At 68.9% G+C, this 20,112-nt stretch carries 12 protein-coding genes and 2 pseudogenes; 2 read left to right on the forward strand and 12 right to left on the reverse strand.

Annotation, left to right across the window (positions count from 1 at the left end):
* Positions 1 to 207: 207 nt before the first annotated feature.
* On the reverse strand, positions 208 to 372 hold the full coding sequence (locus ACH47Z_RS38245) for a hypothetical protein (protein ID WP_399082310.1): 165 nt from the start codon (positions 370 to 372) through the stop codon (positions 208 to 210).
* Between the two features lie 104 nt (positions 373 to 476).
* A complete protein-coding gene (locus ACH47Z_RS38250; protein WP_399082313.1) occupies positions 477 to 2,861 on the reverse strand; it encodes a phosphoketolase in 2,385 nt (794 codons plus the stop codon).
* 272 nt (positions 2,862 to 3,133) lie between these two features.
* Between ACH47Z_RS38250 and ACH47Z_RS38255 the strand changes: the two genes are divergently transcribed.
* Positions 3,134 to 3,301 (forward strand): hypothetical protein, encoded by a 168-nt coding sequence (locus ACH47Z_RS38255; RefSeq protein ID WP_399082316.1) that lies wholly within the window; start codon positions 3,134 to 3,136, stop codon positions 3,299 to 3,301.
* Between the two features lie 230 nt (positions 3,302 to 3,531).
* On the opposite strand, the gene narI is transcribed toward ACH47Z_RS38255, so the two are convergent.
* The 8 genes and pseudogenes from narI to ctaD form a co-directional block, all read right to left on the reverse strand.
* The gene (gene narI, locus ACH47Z_RS38260) at positions 3,532 to 4,107 is read right to left on the reverse strand and encodes a respiratory nitrate reductase subunit gamma (RefSeq protein ID WP_399082319.1); all 576 of its coding nucleotides are present in this window, start codon (positions 4,105 to 4,107) and stop codon (positions 3,532 to 3,534) included.
* A gap of 650 nt (positions 4,108 to 4,757) precedes the next feature.
* Positions 4,758 to 5,198, reverse strand: coding sequence for an FG-GAP repeat domain-containing protein (locus tag ACH47Z_RS38265; protein ID WP_399082322.1), 441 nt, complete (start codon positions 5,196 to 5,198; stop codon positions 4,758 to 4,760).
* 872 nt (positions 5,199 to 6,070) lie between these two features.
* Positions 6,071 to 6,778: pseudogene (locus ACH47Z_RS38270) on the reverse strand (globin domain-containing protein); the annotation flags it as partial.
* 372 nt (positions 6,779 to 7,150) lie between these two features.
* A complete protein-coding gene (locus ACH47Z_RS38275) occupies positions 7,151 to 8,740 on the reverse strand; it encodes an oleate hydratase (protein ID WP_399082325.1) in 1,590 nt (529 codons plus the stop codon).
* 248 nt (positions 8,741 to 8,988) lie between these two features.
* Positions 8,989 to 9,210 carry a hypothetical protein gene (locus ACH47Z_RS38280; RefSeq protein WP_399082328.1) on the reverse strand — a complete coding sequence of 74 codons (222 nt, stop codon included), beginning with the start codon at positions 9,208 to 9,210 and terminating at the stop codon, positions 8,989 to 8,991.
* 19 nt (positions 9,211 to 9,229) lie between these two features.
* Entirely contained in the window at positions 9,230 to 9,760 is a 531-nt protein-coding gene (locus tag ACH47Z_RS38285; protein WP_399082331.1) for a hypothetical protein, read from the reverse strand.
* A 586-nt stretch (positions 9,761 to 10,346) separates the two neighbouring features.
* Positions 10,347 to 10,922 (reverse strand): hypothetical protein, encoded by a 576-nt coding sequence (locus ACH47Z_RS38290; protein WP_399082334.1) that lies wholly within the window; start codon positions 10,920 to 10,922, stop codon positions 10,347 to 10,349.
* Positions 10,923 to 10,925: 3 nt separating this feature from the next.
* Positions 10,926 to 12,479, reverse strand: coding sequence for a cytochrome c oxidase subunit I (gene ctaD / locus ACH47Z_RS38295; protein ID WP_399082438.1), 1,554 nt, complete (start codon positions 12,477 to 12,479; stop codon positions 10,926 to 10,928).
* A 1,257-nt stretch (positions 12,480 to 13,736) separates the two neighbouring features.
* Between ctaD and ACH47Z_RS38300 the strand changes: the two genes are divergently transcribed.
* Positions 13,737 to 16,325, forward strand: coding sequence for a tetratricopeptide repeat protein (locus tag ACH47Z_RS38300; RefSeq protein WP_399082337.1), 2,589 nt, complete (start codon positions 13,737 to 13,739; stop codon positions 16,323 to 16,325).
* 95 nt (positions 16,326 to 16,420) lie between these two features.
* Here ACH47Z_RS38300 and ppdK read toward each other — a convergent pair.
* Both ppdK and ACH47Z_RS38310 read right to left on the reverse strand, forming a co-directional pair.
* A pseudogene (gene ppdK, locus ACH47Z_RS38305) lies at positions 16,421 to 19,031 on the reverse strand (pyruvate, phosphate dikinase).
* 67 nt (positions 19,032 to 19,098) lie between these two features.
* On the reverse strand, positions 19,099 to 20,001 hold the full coding sequence (locus ACH47Z_RS38310; RefSeq protein ID WP_399082340.1) for a universal stress protein: 903 nt from the start codon (positions 19,999 to 20,001) through the stop codon (positions 19,099 to 19,101).
* Between the last annotated feature and the right edge of the window lie 111 nt (positions 20,002 to 20,112).

The following is a 20,112-nucleotide window of genomic DNA, read 5'->3' on the forward strand; positions in this document are numbered from 1 at the left end:
GCTGCGGGCTGGCTGAGGACTCAGGGGCATGATCGATTCATCTGAGGGTAGGCAGCGGCTTCGACGCAAGAGAACTGGGAGAACGGCTCCCCAGGGTTAACTTCCCCTCAGCCGACGGGCTTTCAACACCGCTTCTTGACAACGGACAGCCTGCATTCCGGCGAGCGGATCAGCCGAGACGCGAAGGTCACCGAGAGCCGTTGGCGGCTACGGCTCGCCGCCGTCGCCGATCAGACGCCTGTGGAGTTCCATCGTCATCATGTGGATGGCCCGAGTCAGCTCGGTGTTGGTCTTGAGTGCCAACTCCTGCTCGATGAAGTCGTGGTCGGCCTTCATCTGCTGAAAAGCCGCCTGCCGGTTCTGGCCGATCATGACGAACGTCGATCTCGGTGTATCTCTCACGTAGAGATCGTGTACCCCGCACGCCCCGGCTGCCCTGTCGCGCGGCCGGGGCGTCTGAGAGGGCAGCCGGCAGGTCAGCCATCCCACGTCCAGTCGGCAACCTCCGGCAGATCCATGCCGTGTTCCCGGATCCAGACGTGGTGGCGCTGGCGGGCGTCCTCCATGTTCTGGCGTACGGCCGCCGCGCGGACCGCGAGGCCGGGGACACGGTCGATGACGTCCATGACCAGGCGGTAGCGGTCGAGGTCGTTGCGGACCACCATGTCGAACGGCGTGGTCGTGGTGCCGATCTCCTTGTAGCCGCGCACGTGCAGGTTGCGGTGCCCGGTACGCCGGTAGGCCAGGCGGTGGATCAGCCACGGGTAGCCGTGGTACGCGAAGATCGCCGGCTTGTCCGGGGTGAAGAGGCCGTCGTACTCGAAGTCGCTCATGCCGTGCGGGTGTTCCTCGCCGGGCAGCAGTCGGGCGATGTCGACGACGTTCACCACGCGCACGGCCAGTTCGGGCAGGTGGCGACGCAGCAGCTGGGCGGCGGCGAGCACCTCCTGGGTCGGGACGTCGCCGGCGCAGGCCAGCACCACGTCCGGCTCTCGGGAGCCGTCCTCACTGCCCGCCCATTCCCAGATACCAGCTCCGCGCGCGCAGTGGACCTTCGCCTCCTCCATGGAGAGCCAGTCGAAGCAGGGCTGCTTGCCAGCCACAATCACGTTGACGTAGTCCTTGCTGCGCAGGGCGTGGTCGGCCACCGAGAGCAGGGTGTTGGCGTCCGGCGGGAAGTAGACCCGCACAGCCTCGGGGCTCTTGTTGAGGATGTGGTCGACGAAGCCCGGGTCCTGGTGGGAGAACCCGTTGTGGTCCTGACGCCACACGTGCGAGGTCAGCAGGTAGTTGAGCGAGGCGATCGGAGCACGCCAGGGCAGCCGTCGAGTGGTGCGCAGCCACTTGATGTGCTGGTTGACCATCGAGTCGACGATGTGCACGAACGCCTCGTAGCAGGAGAACAGCCCGTGCCGACCGGTGAGGAGGTAGCCCTCCAGCCAGCCCTGGCAGGTGTGTTCGGACAGGATCTCCATCACGCGGCCGTGCCGGTCGAGGTGTTCGTCCACGTCGAGCGTGCCGGCCTGCCAGGCTTTGCCGCTGGCCGCGTACACGGCCTGGAGGCGGTTCGAGGCGGTCTCGTCGGGGCCGACGAGACGGAAGTCGCGGCGGTCCGCGGTGGCGGCCATGACGTTCTCGAGCATGTCGCCGAGGACCCGGGTGGGTTCGTGCATTGTGGCGCCCGGCTTGTCGACGGGAACCGCGTACGTCTCCAGTTCGGGCAGAGGCAGTTCACGCAGCAGCAGTCCGCCGTTGGCGTGCGGAGTGGCGCCGAGCCGACGGGCTCCTTCGGGGATGCAGGCCAGTACGTCGGCGCGCGGGGCGCCATGCTCGTCGAACAGTTCCTCGGGCCGGTACGAGCGCAGCCACTCCTCCAGCTGCCGCAGATGATCCGGGTTGTCCCGGACGGCGGCCAGCGGTACCTGGTGGGCGCGCCAGGTGCCCTCCACGGGCAGGCCGTCGACCTCGGCCGGGCCGGTCCAGCCCTTCGGGGTGCGCAGCACGATGACGGGCCAGCGCGGACGGTCGGTGGCACCGTCCTCGCGGGCGGCGCACTGAATGGCGGCGATGCGGTCCAGGGCGGTGTCCATGGCCTGCGCCATGGCGCGGTGGACAGACGCCGGATCGTCCCCGGTGACGTGGATCGGGTCGTGCCCGTAGCCCTTGAGCAGGTAGTCCAGTTCGGCCTCGGGGAGCCGGGACAGCACCGTCGGGTTGGCGATCTTGTAGCCGTTGAGGTGCAGGATCGGCAGGACGGCGCCGTCGTGGACCGGGTCGAGGAACTTGTTGGAGTGCCAGGAAGCGGCCAGCGGTCCGGTCTCGGCCTCGCCGTCGCCGATGACGCAGGCGACGAGCAGGCCGGGGTTGTCGAGGGCGGCGCCGTAGGCGTGGGAGAGCGAGTAGCCGAGCTCGCCGCCCTCGTGGATCGAGCCCGGGGTCTCCGGCGCGACGTGGCTGGGCACTCCGCCGGGGAAGGAGAACTGCTTGAACAGCCGTGCCATGCCGGCCGCGTCGCGCGTGATGTCCGGGTAGGTCTCGGTGTACGAGCCCTCCAGCCAGGAGTTGGCCAGCACGGCCGGTCCGCCGTGGCCCGGGCCCCAGATGCAGAGGGCATTCAGACCGCGGGCCTTGATGAGGCGGTTGAGGTGGGTGTGCACCAGGTTCAGGCCGGGAGACGTGCCCCAGTGGCCCAGCAGCCGCGGCTTGACGTGCTCGGGACGGAGGGGTTCGGTCAGCAGGGCGTTGGCCATGAGGTAGATCTGGCCGACGGACAGATAGTTCGCGGCGCGCCAGTGGGCGTCCAGCGACCTCAGCTCGTCCTCCTCAAGCCGGGTGGGCGCCTGCTGCGTGTCGACGGACATCGGGATTTCCTTTCCGTGTCGGGACAGCGGCCGGGGGTGTCGTACGTGCCGGTCTCTGTACGACTCACCCTCCGCCGACGCACCGGGTACCCGACAGGGCCGTTCGGGCCACACCCTGCGGAGCACACGCCCGAACAGAGCATCCCTCGAAACAAGGCAGGAGCCTTCCTCGCGAACACGCCCCCGTTGAGTCAGAACGCCAGGACTCACCCCGTTTACCGCAGAGGAGGCCGGAAAGGTGTCCGCACACACGGCCCGAAGGAGGCGTGCCCGTGGGAGCACTGGTCTGGCTGTTGATACGGGCCATCGTCGGGGTAGGGGCCGGTATCTGGTCCATCCTCGTGCAACGCGTCCACGCTCCGCCGCTGCGGCGCGACTTCGCCTGCCACGAGCGGATGAAGGAAGTGTTGGAGCGGAACTCGCTCCCCGACAGGCGTTGAGGTCACAAGCCTTCGGAGGAATACCTGCCTCGAACGAAGGGTGTGGAGGCCGCGATCGATCGGCTGTGAGCGACTGGCGCGACCGTCGCCGCGCTCGCCGTCGTCACGGCCCTGCTGATCCGCAGTGCGCCCGACACGACTGTCACCAGCTCCTCCCGAAGGGTGATGCCACGCCGTTCGGGCCAGCGCCTTCGGGAAGTGACGATCGACGCACACCGGTGGGCAAATGGTCAGCCCACGCGCTCCCAGCCTCGGCGGGGAGGGCGAGCGCCAAGCTGGGTGTCGCGGCTGCGGTAGACGCTATAGGGACGGGTGAGGTAGCCGATCGGCGCGGTGAGCATGTGCACCAGGCGGGTGAAGGGCCAGGCCGCGAAGAGCAGCATCGCGCTGATCGCGTGGAGCTGGAAGAGGATCGGGGCGCTGGTCATCCGGTCGGGCTTGGGCTGGAGGTAGAAAATGGAGCGGAACCAGAGGGAGATGGTCTCGCGGTAGTCATAGCCGCCGCCAAGGAGGTTGGCCGCGACGGTTGCGGACAGGCCGAGCGCGATCGTCAGCGTCAGCGTCAGGGAGACGTACATCGCCTTGTCATTGCGGGTGGTGGCGGAGAAGACCGGGCCGACGGTGCGGCGCCGGTAGATCAGGATGGCCAGCCCGCCGAGCGTGGCGACGCCCGCGATCGTGCCCAGGACGACCGCGCCGAGGTGGTACATGTGTTCGCTGATTCCGGCCGCCTCGGTCCAGTTCTTGGGGATGACCAGCCCGAGGACTCCGCCGCATGCAGACCGGTGTGGTGTTCGCTCAGCCATCGGTCGGCGATTCGCACTGCTTGCCCAGGCTCGATCGCCGCGGTACCAGGCTGAGCACGAGTGGGCATCATGCCGTAAGCGGTGTTCCACATCATGGCCGGACCGATCTCCGGCCGGACCAAGCCGCTGCCGGAGTCGATGAGGACCTCGGTAGCGCCCTTGCCGTGGGCGTCGAGGAGCTGGGCGTAGTAGCCGTTGCTGAACCGCATGACCTCCCCGACATGCAGACCCGACCGGTCGGCGAAGTGCTGCGCGGCGCGACGGGCGTCCGCGAGGTTGTGTACCGACCCCCTCGTGGGCTGCCACGCCCGTCACCGCCCTGGGGCCTGGCCGCCATGTCGGGGAGCCGTTGCCGGCGCCCCACACGACCGACGCGATCAGCGCGTCCACTGCTGCCACCAGCGCAGCGAATGGGGGCGGCAGGGAGCTGACCTGGGATTTCTCGGTGAAATGTGCGTTGACCTGCGAAAACTCCTCTCGGTAGTTCTCACAGGTCGACGCCGTTTCCCAGGCTCATGTGCCCTGGATGTGCCCTGGGAGCACCCTTGGTGCTACGGGTCCGGCCGGAGTGGCTGAGCTGTCTCAGTGGAGTGGCCGGGGTGCCTGTACGTCCGACGACTGCCTACCTGCGCCACCCGCTTTGGGCGGAGTTATCGGGTCCTGAAGCGGCGGAAGAGGTTTCGGGCCACGTACACTCCCGGGCCGCCGAGGCCGACGATGTCGACTCGCTTGTCTCCGGTGATGTCGGCGAGGAAGCGGGGGTGGTGGTCGACCCGCCAGGCGCCGGCGTCGTCGTTGTATCCGAAGCCGCGGCAGACCAGTTGGGCCTGGTCGAAGTGGCCGTCGCCGCGGTTGTGCGACACCCAGACCCCTTCGTCGCCGAAGCCGACGATGTCGGGGGTGCCGTCGCCGGTGACGTCACCGAGGAATCGGAGGTGCTTCTTGCTCGTCCACCCCTGAGCGTGCCCGAAGTCGTTCAGGACGAGCTTCGGGGGCTCGAAGGCGCCATCGCCGAGGCCGCGTGCGACAGTGACGCCCTGGGGGCCGAATCCGACGATGTCCGCTGCGCCGCCGTCGGTGGTCGCGAGCACGAACCGGGGGTGTTCGTCGACCGAGGTCCATCCCTGGTCGGCCCCGAAGTCGTCGAGGACGTACAGGGGCTCGGCGAACGTGCCGTGCTCGTCCTGGAGGGAGACCCAGACGCCGTCGTCATGGCAGCCGATGATGTCGAGCCTGCCGTTGCCGGTGGTGTCGGCGAGGAAGCGCGGATGCCTCTCGGCAAGCCAGCCGCCGGCCTGCTTGCCGTGGCCGAACGCCTTGAGGACCAGCTCGCCGCCCGCGGGCGCGAACGTCCCGTCCTCGTCCTGGGTGGACATACGGACGCCGCCGGTGCACAGGACGACCATGTCGGGCCTGCCGTTGCCGTCATGTCCACGAGGGACCACAGGTCCGCCGGGTTCGGGGAGGTCGCCCCTTGGTGCAGGGGGCGCTCGTCGTCGAACGTCCCGTCGCCTCTGCTGGACGACGTCACCGCACCCTTCGTGGACTTGAGCCCGACGATGTCCGCCTTGCCTGTCCCCGTGGTGTCGGCGAGGAAACGCGCACCGGCCCCGGCCCAGCCGCCCGGTCGCCCGTCGTACGAGCGGATGGTGCTGTCGCCCTTCCATCCGCCGGCGTCCTTGTCGCTTCCGAACTGTTCGAGGACCAGCAGCATGTCGCTGAAGGCGGGCGTCGCGTCGGGCGCCGGCCGCAGCGCGGCCGAGTGGTCCAGCCGCCTGGACCTACGGCCGTTCCAGTGGCTCAGCGCCGACCAGCGCAGCACGGGGTCGCTGGTGCGCTCGGGCTCGGCCGGGACGAACCGCCAGCGCTGGCTCTCCGCGCTGTCGTCGTACTCGCGCAGGACGATGCGAGTGTCTTCCTCACCGGGGTCGGCGAGGTCGAGAACGGCGCCGTCGCTCGCGCCCTCGCCCTCGGGGGCGTCGGTGACGCTCGCCACCCGCTTGACGGTGATGCGCCGCAGGCGGTCGCCGGGTGCGTTGGAAAGGCTGTACTGGCGGGTCTGGTGGATGCCGTCGGGCATGAGCACCTTGACGCTGACGTACTGGCCGGCGCGGGCCTGGGGCAGGGGGTCGTCGTCGGCCGGGCGCAGCAGGAAGGACACCACGTCCGGGGTTTCCTCCCGCCGCTCCACGACGGTCCACTCGCGCCACGGGTGCCGGGGGTCGACCTGCGCTTCCTGGTAGAGGCGGGCCTCCTGGGCTATGAGGGCGCCGGCCATCAGCCAGTACACCTCGTCCCAGGCGCCGGCGACCTCCGGGGTGACGGCATCGCCCAGGACGTCGCCGATGGCGCGGAACAGGTACTTGTGGACGATCGTGTACTGGTCCTCGGTGACGCCCAGCGCAGCGTGCTTGTGGGCGATCCGGGCCAGGAGGGCGTCCGGGCGGGCGTCGGGGTTGGCCAGCAGGGCCTGGGCGAAGCTCGCGATGGATCCGGCCAGAGCCCGGCGCTGTTCGCCGCTGGCGTGGTTGCCGCGGTTGAACAGGCCGTCCAGCAGTTCGGGTTGCTCGGCGAACATGGTGCCGTAGAAGCGTGTGGTGATCTCGTCCAGGGCGCCGCCGACGGCGGGCAGGGTGGCACGAACGACTGCGGCCGACTCGGGCGAAAGCATGGAACTCCTTCGGGATGTATACGTGTAGAGGGACGGCGTTCACCGTCACAGCCGGGATCCGTCGTGCGGTTCCGACCGGCACATCGATCATCCGACGGGGCCGTCACCTGGAAAGGGGCCGAACCGCCCTGAGAAGAGGGCCCGTCGGTCCGACCCCTGTGCACGGGTGTGATGCAGGTCGCAGATAGGCTGACCGGTGCGCCCGATCGAAAGACAACGGGCTCGGGCTCGGTCTTCCGAACGGGTCACCAGCGATGGGAGAGTGCAAACCACCGCAGTCCCGAACGTGATCGGCGGGACCCTGGAGGCGGGTGCCGGCACCGGTAAGCCATGCATGGGAAGTGGTGGCAGACGCAGCCTGATCGGTAAAGCTCACGCCAAAGCGGCCTTGAGTACGCCGATGGCCGTCTTCGGGTCGGCGAGGGCGTGGTAAATGCCGGGGATCTCGTCGTCGAGCCCGAGCAGGCCGTAGACGGCGTGCATGGCGCCGCGCACGGAGTACTCGACGGTGAAGACGACGTCCTCCGGGATCTCCGTGAACTGGCCGAGGAAGGCGAAGTTCGCGGCACCGCGCGGGATGACCAGCGGTCGGTCGTGGAGGGTGCGTGGGGCGAACTGGCTGGTGATGTACGGCAGCATCACCGGGATCACGGTCGTCGTCGCCACGACTTGCTCCTCGATGTCCCACAGGCCGAGGTGGTTGAGCAGTTCGGTGAGGATCTCCCGGCCGGTGGCCTCCGCCATCGTCTTGCCGACGAAGTCACCCTCGTTGTCGACGAAGAGCCCGTAGCCCCACAGGGTGTAGACATCCTCGGGCTGGCCCTCGAAGTGCGGGGCGTGCGGTACAACGATGGACATCAGCCAGTTGGAGTCCTTGAACGTCATCAGCGCGCCGGTGCCGGGGAGGTTGCCGGACATCTCCTCGATGCGGTGCAGCAGTAGGGGGCTGCGCATGGTGAGGGTGAAGGACTCCCACTTGGCCTCGTCGACGTTGCCGTGGAAGGCGGCCGGGCGCCCGAAATCGTCCGCCTTGGCGGCGATCGTCTCCCACAGCCGCCAACCGCCGTCGCGCTTGTCGCGGATCAGCTCGGGAGCGCTGTCGTCACTGCCGTACGCGGCGTCGGCGGTCATCGAGCCGAGAGTGAGAAGCGCGTAGTCGCCGTCCCCGAGGTCGTACGCATCCGGCTGCCCGGCGCGGTCGAGGTGCAGGCGTCGCACCCGCCTGCTCCCGTTCTCCTCGGTGGTGAAGTCGACGTCGGTGACGCGGACGCCGTGCTCGAAGCGCACGCCGCGCTCCTCCAGCCATGTCTGCAGCGGGCGGATGATCGAGTCGTACTGGTTGAGCCGGGTGCGACGCACGCCCGCCAGGGTGTGCATGCGGGGGAACTCCTGCATGAAGCGCAGGAAGTAGCGCCTGAGCTCGATGGCGCTGTGCCAGTTCTGGAAGGCGAACGTGGTGCGCCACATCGCCCAGAAGTTGGTCTCGAAGAAGTGCGGGGAGAAGAAGTCCTCGATCCGGCGAGCCCCGATCACCGCCTCCGGCAGCACGAGCAGCCGGGTCAGCTCCAGGCGGTCCCGGGTGTCGAGGCCGTAGTCGGCAGCGTCCAGGATCTCGGCGCCCTTGCCGATCAGGCGGGCCTTGGCGTCGGTGGGCCACTTGGCGCTGAACTGGCGGATCTCCTCGCGCACCGACACGGTCTCGTCGGTGAGGGTGGGGATGGTCTCCAGGAGGTTCCACAGGCACGTGTAGGCCTCGTCCTCCAGCATGCGGCCGCCCCGGGTGACGTATCCGGCCGGTTCGCCGCTGCCATCCATCGAGCCGCCTGCGAGCGGGAGTTCCTCAAGGACGTGGATGTTCTCGCCGGGGAGGCCGCCGTCGCGGATCAGAAAGGCGGCGGCCGCCAGGGAGGCGATTCCGCCGCCGACGAGGTAGGCCCGGGACTGCTGCGGAGCGTGGGTCATGACGTCCCTCCATTCTGCCGCCTGCTCTCACGGGCGGCCGACCGTGGTGAGATCCGCGCGGCAAGCCGCCGACCGCAACGCGGCTCCGGTGTGCGCACGGCACGGCGCCGACTGAATGCGGTCGGCGCCGACAGGCGTCAGTCAACTCGCGGGGAAGACGTGCAGGCAGGGGCCGAATGTCCCTGTTCACGCGCCGACGGGCCCGGGCAGGCCGTACACCAGGCCACCAGCGATGCAAACGGTTCAGCTCAACTGCATGATGGCGCGTCGAGACGGCGGCCCCGTCCTATGCCCTCGAGGTGCCTCTCGAAGGGGGCGGTACCACGGTCAGGCACCGGGCGGCGACCGGCGAAGTCGCGCAGCGGAGCCTTGCCGTCACCCATCCGAGGCCCGAATGCGTACGACGGGACGCCGTCGGTGGCGACGTCCGCCTCCGAGCCGAGCCGGGTCCACTGGTACAGGTCCTCCATGCCCGCTGGGTCCATGGCGTCACGGCTCTCGGCATCGCGGACCAGTTCCAGCACGGTTTCCATGTGCCAGGCGCCGGGGAACTGCAGCTCGGCTCCCACGGTTGGCTGCCCTCTGCAACGCGGCCTGTACATCCGCCGGAATGTGCTTCTCCTCGAAGGGATGCCGACTGGTGTGCCGCTCGCGGATCGCGGGGTGGAGGCGCGAAAGATCCTCCTCGTCCGACGCGGGGCGGCCCGCTTCGCGCAGTTGGACAGCGGCAAGCAACCGCGGCTCTGCGGGATCGGGCAGCAGCTGGACCAGGGGGGCGAACCCGGCGTGCGCAGCGGCGACGCGCAGATTGAACAGCGCCGCTCCGCAGCCGATGCGCAACGCTCGGTTGTCGGGATCGGAGTGGGGCATGGCCCGTTCGAGATCGGCGAGCAGCAGCAGGACGCCCTCACTCGCCTTGAAGCGGAACCGCCACGGCTGTGCGTTGTGCATGGAGGGGGCCGCCACGGCCTCGGCGAACAGCGCGGTCACGGTCTTCGTGTCCGGCTGTTGTGTGTCCATCGCGCCCTCCGTCGTGCTGTCGTGCCCGCAGTGGGTTAGTTCCAGTATCCGTCGGGCTGCATCGGCAGCTCTGCAAATGCCAGAGCTGCCGATACGCGCACCCGGTGTCGATCAGACGTTCGAGGCCGGTGGGAGCATTTCGGGGCGTCAGAACTCCTACCGGAATATCTACGACGCCGGAGGCTGCGATGTCGCATTCGCCAGAGGAGGACAGCAGGCCCAGGAATGGAGACAATGCCTCGTCCGCGGGTCGGGCGCGGGATGTGGCCCGAGGCTTCCTGTCCCAGCTCGCGCCCTCTGGTGGAGACCAGGCGGACGCGGTGCTGCTGGTGGTGTCCGAGCTGATCAGCAACGCGGTCCGCCATGCCGGCGGGTGACGGGTTTCGGGCTCAGAACCGATACGGGAACGGTGACGGTCACCGTGCAGGACTCCAGCCGCGAGGCACCGCACTCCAGGGTCACAGATCCGGGTGAGCCGGGTGGATTCGGCTGGCTACTGGTGCAAGAGCTCGCCCTGGATGTCCAGGTCAGGGTCGGACCGACCGGGAAAGCCGTCTCCGCGGTGTTACCGCTGCCCTACTGAAACCTATCCACTCTGTCGCCGAAAGTGACCTTTTACGTCATCGCGGTGGCGGCGAGGCACCCGCCCTGACACAGCAGCGACGATGAGAAACAGGCCGACGATCGTGGTGGCCCCGGCGGCAACCACCCACCCGCCCGTTTTCTCCTCGGGCTCCGCGATCGCCCATGCTGCATCCACTGCCACAGCGAGAGCGAGCCCGAAGCCTATGAGCAGGGCGACGATGATCATTCGGGCACGTGAATCGCGGGGCGATCGCTGATCCTCACGCAGCTCTGACCAGTGGCGTGCTGTTTCGCGTTGCTCGCGGCGGCGCTGCACGGCCGCGCGGACCCGGAGATCCAACGTGACGGCAGCGCCGACGCCGGCCGCGACGGTAGGCGCCCACCACGCTTCGGAGACGAGCAGGAGTACGGCGACCACCCCGAGCGTGGCCCAGCCGCTGAGGCAGGCCGCGGCGGCCCGGCGGTGGGAGACGGGCCGGTCGGATCCCGCGCGCAGGTCGGCGAGCGCCGGCAGGTACCAGACGCAGCCGGCCGCGGTCACCGTGGCGGCCCCAAGGGCGAGGACGGCTTGGGCCATGGTCTACCTCGCCGCTTCTGCTTCGAGTGCGGCGATCTCCGGATGGTGCAGGTCGAACGCCGGGGACTCGCTGCGGATGCGAGGGAGGGAAACGAAGTTGTGGCGGGGCGGCGGGCAGGAGGTCGCCCACTCCAGCGAACGGCCGTAGCCCCAGGGGTCGTCCACCTCGACCGGCTTGCCATATTTCGCGGTCTTCCAGACGTTGTAGAAGAAGGGCAGGATCGACAGGCCGAGTAGGAACGAGCCGATCGTGGACACGGTGTTGAGGGCGGTGAAGCCGTCGGCCGCGAGGTAGTCGGCGTAGCGGCGGGGCATGCCCTCGGCTCCGAGCCAGTGCTGGACCAGGAACGTGGTGTGGAAGCCGACCGTGAGCGTCCAGAAGGTGATCTTCCCGAGGCGTTCGTCGAGCATCTTGCCGGTGAACTTCGGCCACCAGAAGTGGAATCCGGCGAACATCGCGTACACGACCGTACCGAAGACCGTGTAGTGGAAGTGGGCGACGACGAAGTACGAGTCGGAGAGGTGGAAGTCCATCGGCGGGGAGGCCAGGATCACGCCGGTCAGGCCGCCGAAGAGGAAGGTGATGAGGAAGCCGGTGGTCCACAGCATCGGTGTCTCGAAGGACAGTGAGCCCTTCCACATGGTGCCGATCCAGTTGAAGAACTTCACCCCTGTCGGGACGGCGATCAGGAAGGTCATGAAGGAGAAGAACGGCAGCAACACTCCGCCGGTGACGTACATGTGGTGCGCCCAGACCGTCACTGACAAGCCCGCGATGGCGATCGTCGCCCCGATCAGTCCCATGTAGCCGAACATCGGCTTGCGGGCGAAGACCGGGATGACCTCGGAGACGATGCCGAAGAACGGCAGGGCCAGGATGTAGACCTCGGGATGGCCGAAGAACCAGAACAGGTGCTGCCATAGGAGGGCTCCGCCGTTGGCCGCGTCGAAGACGTGGGCGCCGAACTTGCGGTCCATCTCCAGCGCGAACAGCGCCGCGGCCAGCACCGGGAAGACGATCAGGACCAGCACCGCGGTCAGCAGCACGTTCCAGGTGAAGATCGGCATCCGGAACATGGTCATGCCGGGGGCGCGCATGCAGATGATCGTGGTGATGAAGTTGACCGCGCCCAGGATCGAGCCGAAGCCGGACAGCGCCACGCCCATGATCCACAGATCGGCGCCGAGCCCCGGCGAGTGGACGGCGTCCGACAGCGGGGCGTACAGGAACCAGCCGAAGTCGGCGGCCCCGCCCGGGGTGAGGAAGCCGAAGGCCGCGATCGAGGAGCCGAACAGGAAGAGCCAGTAGGCCAGCATGTTCAGCCGCGGGAACGCCACATCCGGGGCGCCGATCTGCAGTGGCATGATCCAGTTGGCGAAGCCGGTGAACAGCGGCATCGCGAACATCAGCAGCATGATCGAGCCGTGCATGGTGAAGGCCTGGTTGAACTGCTCCTGCGACATGATCTGCAGGCCGGGCCTGGCCAGCTCCGCCCGCATCAGCAGGGCCATCACTCCACCGACGATGAAGAAGGCGAACGCGGTGACCAGGTACATGGTCCCGATCTTCTTGTGGTCGGTGGTCGTCAGCCACTCCGCCCACGACGGCCGTTCGCCTGCCGTGAGTTGCGTGCGCCCGGCTGCCCCCACGGGCACGGGCAAGACCGCCGTGCCCCTCGGCCGTGCCGTCTCCACTTGGTGTTCCTGCGTCTCGTCCACCGGACGACGTCCTCCCCTGCTCTCTAGGAATCAGCGAACCGGGAAGTGCCGTCGGTGCGGGTATGGAGCCGGCCTTCCCGGCCGCCGCCTCATGATCGTCAGAGGGGTACCGGGGTCGGATAGGGCCGAACAGCCCCTGAACGGTCACCGGACAGGGCCCAACGGTCCCTCTTCACGCTGCGGGCTCTAGCGGCTGGCGGAGCGGGCCCGGGCGGCAGCCGCCGCGGTCTGGGCACGGGTGCGGCCGGTCGTCTGCGCCGCCCTGGCTACCGTGGACACCATCGCCGTGATGTGCGTGACGCACAGCCGTTCCGGGCCTGGCACCTGCTCGCCGAAGTTCGCCGCCGCTCCACTGCACCTTGCGCGGTCGCCCCCACGGACCGGACCTGGACGAATGGGTCGTGCCGACGGCCACCGACGGCCGCACCCGCCCCCGTCGGCCGCACGATGACCGCCGATCCGCGCCTTTGCCGGCCCGACACCGAGGACCAGACGGTGGTGCGCCCACTGACCTGCGCCTGGGCCAAATCCCGCTACGAGCGGGCCAGCTCGCCGCGACGCCCTGACCGCCCGCGTCCACGCGGTCTGCCGCTCTGTCGGCGACCTCGGTCGACCGAGCATTGCGCCTCGTGCTCTGTGGCGAGCTGCCGCCGACGCTGTCCGCGCGGTGGGCTGGCGTCACCCGTCCTACGCTGCTGCACGAGCACGCCGGGGAGATCTGCCGCCCTGTCAGGACGCCCAGTTGGAGGCCCGTGTCGTACCGCCGGCTCAATGGTCGTCGGCTTCCGCCGCGCTCCGTGCGTCATGCCCCGGCCGTACTTGTCCTGCGGTCTTCCTCGCAATCCTCCGCTTTGCGATCACGGTCACCAGTTCGACGAGCGGGACCACGAGGGCCAGCAGACTCCCTGTCGCCCGGGCCAAATCCAACCAATGCATCAAAAGCTCCTCACCGCGAGCGAGGGATGGACAACTCTCTGTCGACTGCTCCAGAGTTCAGCGGTAGGGAGCATCCAGCCATGAAACCGGACAAGGTGGGATGCGGCAGCCTGTCTGCACGCGTCCGACCAGAGGAGACACAGACAGGGAGACGTGTGCATGAGCCATCCACCGGACGTCCAGGGAGCTGATCCGTCTGAGGTGACAACCCCGCTGCAGCTGGCCGAGTGCCTGGAGAGGCTGCGAAAGAGCAGGAGCCTGACGTTCGTGGCGATGGCGAGGAGGGCCAAAGGCCTTCCTCGGCGCCCGAACGGGAGGCAGTACCAGCACGTCTCGAAGACCTCGTTCAATGCCTACGCCACCGGCAAACACCTTCCGTCCCAGGAGAGCCTCCTGACTTACCTGGCCGTGTGCGAGGTCTCCCCTGCCGACGTGGGCCTGTGGCTGTCTGCTCGCCGTCGGGCACAAACCGCGGACCTGTCTGTGCCCCCAGGCGCCATCAGGGTTCGCGACGCCTCGCCGCGCCGGCTCGGGGTGCGTGCCGCGATCGAGGTTGAGGGGGCATCCGGCGAGCTCCCCGTCTACGTCCGGCGCGATCTGGACGGCAGCCTTCGCGCGGCCCTGGCAACCGCCGCGGAGGGCGGCGGCTTCCTGCTCCTCAACGGCCAGTCCTCCGTGGGCAAGACCCGTACGCTCTACGAGGCGGTCCTGGCAGTGCTGCCGGACTGGTGGCTGATCCATCCTCGGAGCACCGACGCGATCCGTGATCTGGCAGCGGCACCGACGTCGCAGACGGTGCTGTGGCTGGATGAGCTGCAGGGCCACCTCGGCACCGCGAACGGTCTGTCGGAGGGCACCGTCCAGACCTTGCTTCACGCCGGCATGGTGCTCGTGGGGACCATATGGACGACTGAGTATCAGGCCCGCGTCGTCGCTCCTCGTCGCGAGTGGGACAGCCGACAGGATGAGGATCGCAGGCTGTTCAAACTGGCAAAGGTATTCGATGTCGCCGACGCGTTCACTGCCGCCGAGAACGTCCGCGCCAAGGAGTGCGCTCAGGAGGACAGGAGAGTGCGTGTCGCGCTCGACAGTCCGGACACGGGTTTCACGCAAGTCCTCGCAGCGGCACCCGACCTGGTACGTCAGTGGGAGTTGGCGCCGGACCCGTATGCGAAGCACGTCATCACCGCGGCGGTCGACGCTCGCCGTCTGGGAGTTCACAGCCCCGTCTCGGAAGACTTTCTGAAGGCTGCTGTGCGCGGGTACCTGATAGGTCATCGGGGCGTCGCGCCCCGTGACTGGTTCCGCAAGTCCATCGAGTACGCCGAAGCCCCGTTGCGTGGAGTCGCCCAGGCCCTGACCCCCTGTGCGGACGCAGACATGGAAGTCTGTACCGGCTACATCGCTGCCGACTACCTCCTCCAGTGGGCGCGCAGCACCCGTCGCACAGTCTGTCCCGGAGACCCCGTGTGGAGGGCTCTGATTGAGCACTGCCACGAGCCGGAGGATCTCGAGCGCCTTGCCCGGTCCGCCGAGCTGCGGATGCGGTACAGCCACGCCGCTGCCTGCTTCGAACGTCTTTCCGTCTGCGACGACTGGTCCGCCACCGAGGCCCTGGCGGAGATGTTGCTCAAGCAGGGCCGGATCGACGACGCCATCGAGGTACTGCGGCCGGCGGTGCGTGCCGACTGGCACCCCGGCAGGTCACGGATTACCACCCGGTGGGCTGGTCTGATGGACGGACAGGGCCGGGCAGAGGAGGCGATCGAACTCCTCCCCGAAAGCGACGTGACCAAGGTGCTGACGAGTCTGCTGGTGCACGTGGGACGTTCTGACGAGGCCGTCGCCGTCGCGCGGCGGTGGGACGATGGAAGCAACCACGTTGCCGACGCTCACCTGGCAGACCTGCTGGCGGAGCTCGGTGACGTGGAGGCGCTACGAGCCCGCGCCGCAGCCGGCAATGTGAACTCGATCGGAAGACTGGCCAACCTGCTGGCTCGCCACGGCCGACGCGACGAAGCGATCAGGCTCCTCATGCCGTACATCAACACCGAGCGGGGGGCCGCCGACCGGGTGGTCGAACTGCTGGTGGAGGACGGACACGTCGATGAGGCCGTGGCCGTGCTTCGCCCCTTCGCGGAAGCCGGATACAGCCGGGCGAACGCGATGCTGGCCGAGATCCTTCTCGCGCACGGCCGACGGGACGAGGCTGTCGACCACCTGCGAACGGCGGCCGCTCGCGATTGGAACCTGGGCGAGTTCTGGGCCGAGCAATGCCCGGTGGGCGAACTGGCCGCCCTGGCGAACACGGGCTCGTGGCCCGCGATCGCCCGCTGGACGGCACTTCTCGCCGAGCAGGGAAACCTGGACCAAGCCCTGGCAATCGTGAAACCCATCGCCGACAACGGGAGCGTGCCTGCCGCAAGGCACCTGACCGATTTGCTCGCCGACAACGGCCGTCTGGGAGAAGCTCTCGACGTGTTGAGAGACGCCATCGCCGCTGGGGAGCCGTCCTCCGCTTGGTGGGCCCCCGAGCAGTTGGCCCGCATCCTCTTCTCACACGGTCTCGTCGACGAGTTGCGAGAGGAAGTCGATGCCGGCACCCGCGGCGCGGCCGAACTGCTGTGTCAGCTCACCAACGCCGGAACAGGGGGAACAGCTGCAGACCGGGACGGGAGTGCCGCCAGAGAGAGGGAAGGAAAGGGGCGCTACCTAGGACTAATTCTTCCCGAGCACGGCGTGTGCTGACGGAGCAGGGGCCGACGGCCCCTCAAAACAACCGCGGCATCGGAAGCAGGTGAAACAGCGCCACGCGGCAGCCTCGACGGCTCTGATGAGGACCGTCACCTGCTGTCGCTGCAGTCGGCGACTGCGAGGGCCGCTCGTCCAGCCTCCAGCCGGGCTGCCGGGATGCGGAAGGGTGAGCAGGAGACGTAGTGCAGGCCGGCCCGGTGGAAGAAGTGGATCGACTCCGGGTCACCGCCGTGCTCGCCGCACACCCCGGTCTCCAACCGGGGATTGACTGCGCGCCCCGCCCCCACGGCCAGCTCTACGAGCCTGCCGACGCCCTCCTGGTCGATCGTCTCGAAGGGGGACACGCTGAAGACGCCCTTCTCCAGATACAGCGGAAAGAAGGACGCTTCGGCGTCGTCGCGGGACAGCCCCCAGGTGGTCTGGGTGAGGTCGTTGGTGCCGAAGGAGGAGAAGTCGGCCGCTTCGGCGATGCGTCCGGCGGTGAGGGCGGCGCGAGGCAGTTCGATCATTGTGCCGATCGGAAGGTGTAGGGGCTTCCCCATCTCCGCCGTGACTTCGGCGAGCACGCGCTCCGCTTCCGTCCGGGCCAGCCGCAGTTCCTCGACCGTTCCGACGAGCGGAATCATGATCTCGGCGTGCGGTCGGCCGCCCTCGCGCAGTCGGTGGACGACGGCCTCGGCGATCGCACGGACCTGCATGGCCATGAGGCCGGGGACGGCCAGTCCGAGTCGGACGCCGCGCAGGCCCAGCATCGGGTTCTGCTCATGCAGGCACTCGACGGCATCGAGCAGTTCGCGGTCGTGGATGTCTGGGTGGGGGGCGCTCGCCAGTCGGACGGCCAGCGCGGTGTGGTCGGGCAGGAACTCGTGCAGCGGCGGGTCGATGAGGCGGATGGTCACCGGCATCCCGTCCATGGCTTTGAGGATGCCGATGAAGTCCTCGCGCTGCAGCGGCAGCAGCGCCGCGAGGGCCTCCCGGCGGGCGGTGTCGTCGCGGGCCAGGATCATCGCCTCGATCAGCATCCTGCGCTCGCCGAGGAACATGTGCTCGGTGCGGCACAGGCCGATGCCCTGGGCGCCGAGGGAACGGGCGCGTGCGGCGTCCTCGGGGGTGTCGGCGTTCGCCCGCACCTGAAGGCGGCGGACGGAGTCCGCGTGGGCGAGAGCTGCCAGGACCGCCTCGGTCAGCGGGCCGGTGCTCTCACCGGTCTCCAGCGCGCGGCCGACGTCGGAGGCGGTGAGCGGCAGCGCGCCGAGGTGCACGGTGCCGGCGGTTCCGTCGACGGACAGGGTGTCGCCCTCGCGTACGACGACTCCCGTGTCTGAGGTGAGACGGCGGGCGACCAGGTCGACGGTGAGCGATTCGGCCCCGCACACGCACACCTTGCCCATGCCGCGTGCGACGACGGCGGCGTGGCTGGTCTTGCCGCCGCGGCTGGTGAGGACGGCCTGGGCGGCGATCATTCCGGGCAGGTCATCGGGAGTCGTCTCCCGGTGTACGAGGATGGCCTGCTGTCCGGCGGCGGCTCGGCGCTGGGCCTCGGTGGAGTCGAAGACGACGACGCCGACCGCCGACCCCGGTGAGGCCGGTACGCCGTGCGCGAGGGGCACGTCGGCGGGCGTCATGGCGAAGCGGCGAAACATCAGCCGGGTCAGCGCGGCGCCGTCCACGCGGGCCAGCGCCTCGTCGGCTGTGATCGTCTTTCCCCCGCGCAGGTCATGGGCGATGCGGAAGCGGCCTATGCGGTGCGCTTGCCGACCCGCGTCTGCAGGATCCACAGCCGGCCGCGTTCGACGGTGAACTCGACGTCGTACAGGTCGCGGTAATGGTTCTCCAGCGTGCGGAGGTGGTCGCCGAGCTCGACGTAGGAGCGGGGATCGAGGATCTTCAGCTCGCTGAGGGGTACGGCGTCGCGGACTCCGGAGACGACGTCCTCGCCCTGCGCGTCGGGCAGGTAGTCGCCGCACATGCCGCGGGCTCCGGTGGCCGGGTCGCGGGTGAAGGCGACGCCGGTGCCGGAGTCGGGGCCGAGGTTGCCGAACACCATCGCCTGGACGTTGGCGGCGGTTCCGAGGTCGTCGGGGATGTGTTCGCGGCGGCGGTGGAGGCGGGCGCGTTCGCCGTTCCAGGAGTCGAAGACCGCACGGATGGCGCGCTGGAGTTGCTCGACAGGTTCCTGGGGGAAGTCCTCGCCCGTCTCGCGGTGGACGATGGCCTTGAACTCCTCGGTGAGCAGGGCGAGTTCCCCGGCGTCGAGGCCGTGGTCGTCACGCGTCCCGCGCTGTGCCTTGGCCCGGCGATGGCCTGTTCGAACAGGTCGTCGTCGACGCCCATCACCGTGCGGCCGAACATCTGCACGAGCCACCGGTAGGAGTCCCAGGCGAACCGCTCCTGTCCGGACGCTTTGGCAAGGCCGGAGACCGAGTCGTCGTTGAGGCCGATGTCGAGGATGGTCTCCATCATGCCGGGCATCGAGAAGCGGGCGCCAGAGCGCACGGAGACCAGCAGGGTGCGGCCCATGGTGCGCTCGAGGCCGGCGAGGGCACGGGCCTCCTCGATGCCGAGCTCGGGCGACTCCTGCCCCGTGGCGAGATAGACCTTGCAGGCCTCGGTGGTGACGGTGAAGCCCGGAGGCACGGGCAGCTCCAGCCGCGTCATCTCGGCCAGGCCGGCTCCCTTACCGCCAAGCAGGCCGGCCATTTCCCGGCTGCCCTCGCCGAATTCGTACACGTACGTCGTCGGTGTGCTCACCGCGCGCTCCGGTCTCTCACTCGTGGGGCACGACGGCCAGCGGGCAGCCGACGTGGTGGACGGCGGCATGGGTGACGGGGCCGATGCGCGGAAGCGTCGGCCGCTCGGACAGGCGCCGGCCGACGACGAGGAGGCTCGCCGCGGAGGCGGCCCGTACCAGCGCGGTGGAGGCCCTGCCCTCCACAACGCTCTCCAAGACCTCGGTCTCGGGGTACTTGTCACGCCACACCGCCAGCACGGCGTGCAGGAACCCCTGCCATTCCTCGGCCTGCTGCGGATCGTTGACCAGACCGATGTCGCCGGGGCCGAGACTGAGCACGGACGGCGGTTGCCAGGCGTACACGACCCGCAGCCGGGCCTGCCGCAGCCGGGCCTCTTCGAACGCGAACTCGATCACTTCGTCGCAGGCATCGGCGAGGTCGATGCCGAGCACCACGTCGAGGTAGCCGGTGCGAGTGGACGGGCTGCCGTCGTCGGCCAGGACGTGCTCGTCCTCGGCCTTCTCCCCCGTCCGTACCAGGACCACGGGGCGCGAGGCCCTGGCGACCACCCCTTGGGCAACCGAGCCGATCAGAACTCCGGTGAAGCCGCTGAGGCCGCGCGAGCCCAGCACCAGCAGTTCGCCCTGCTCGGCGGCCTTCAGCAATGAGGCGGTCGCCGGGCCTTCGACCTGCTCATCGCTGAGGCGCACACCGGGTACGGCACTGCGGATGCGCTCCTCCGCCTGCCGCAAGGCGCGGCGCGCCAGATGCCGCTGCGCGGCGTTCGCGGGCTCGCCCTCCGACTGGCGAGGATGCCAGTTCCAGGCATGCACCAGTCGCAGCGGTCGGTCACGACGCGCCGCCTCGCGGGCGGCCCACTCAGCGGCGGCGAGGCTTTCGGACGATCCGTCCACTCCGGCGATGACGAGCGACAGCATGGGGCGCACCTCCTGTGCTCGGTCGACTCGTTGCTGCCAGCGTCTTCCTGCGGTCACGCAACGGGTATGGGCCGCAAGGGGACTTCCTCGGGCCCGTTGGGCCCGTGCACG

Source organism: Streptomyces sp. NPDC020192, from assembly GCF_044388685.1.
Taxonomy (GTDB): Bacteria; Actinomycetota; Actinomycetes; order Streptomycetales; family Streptomycetaceae; genus Streptomyces.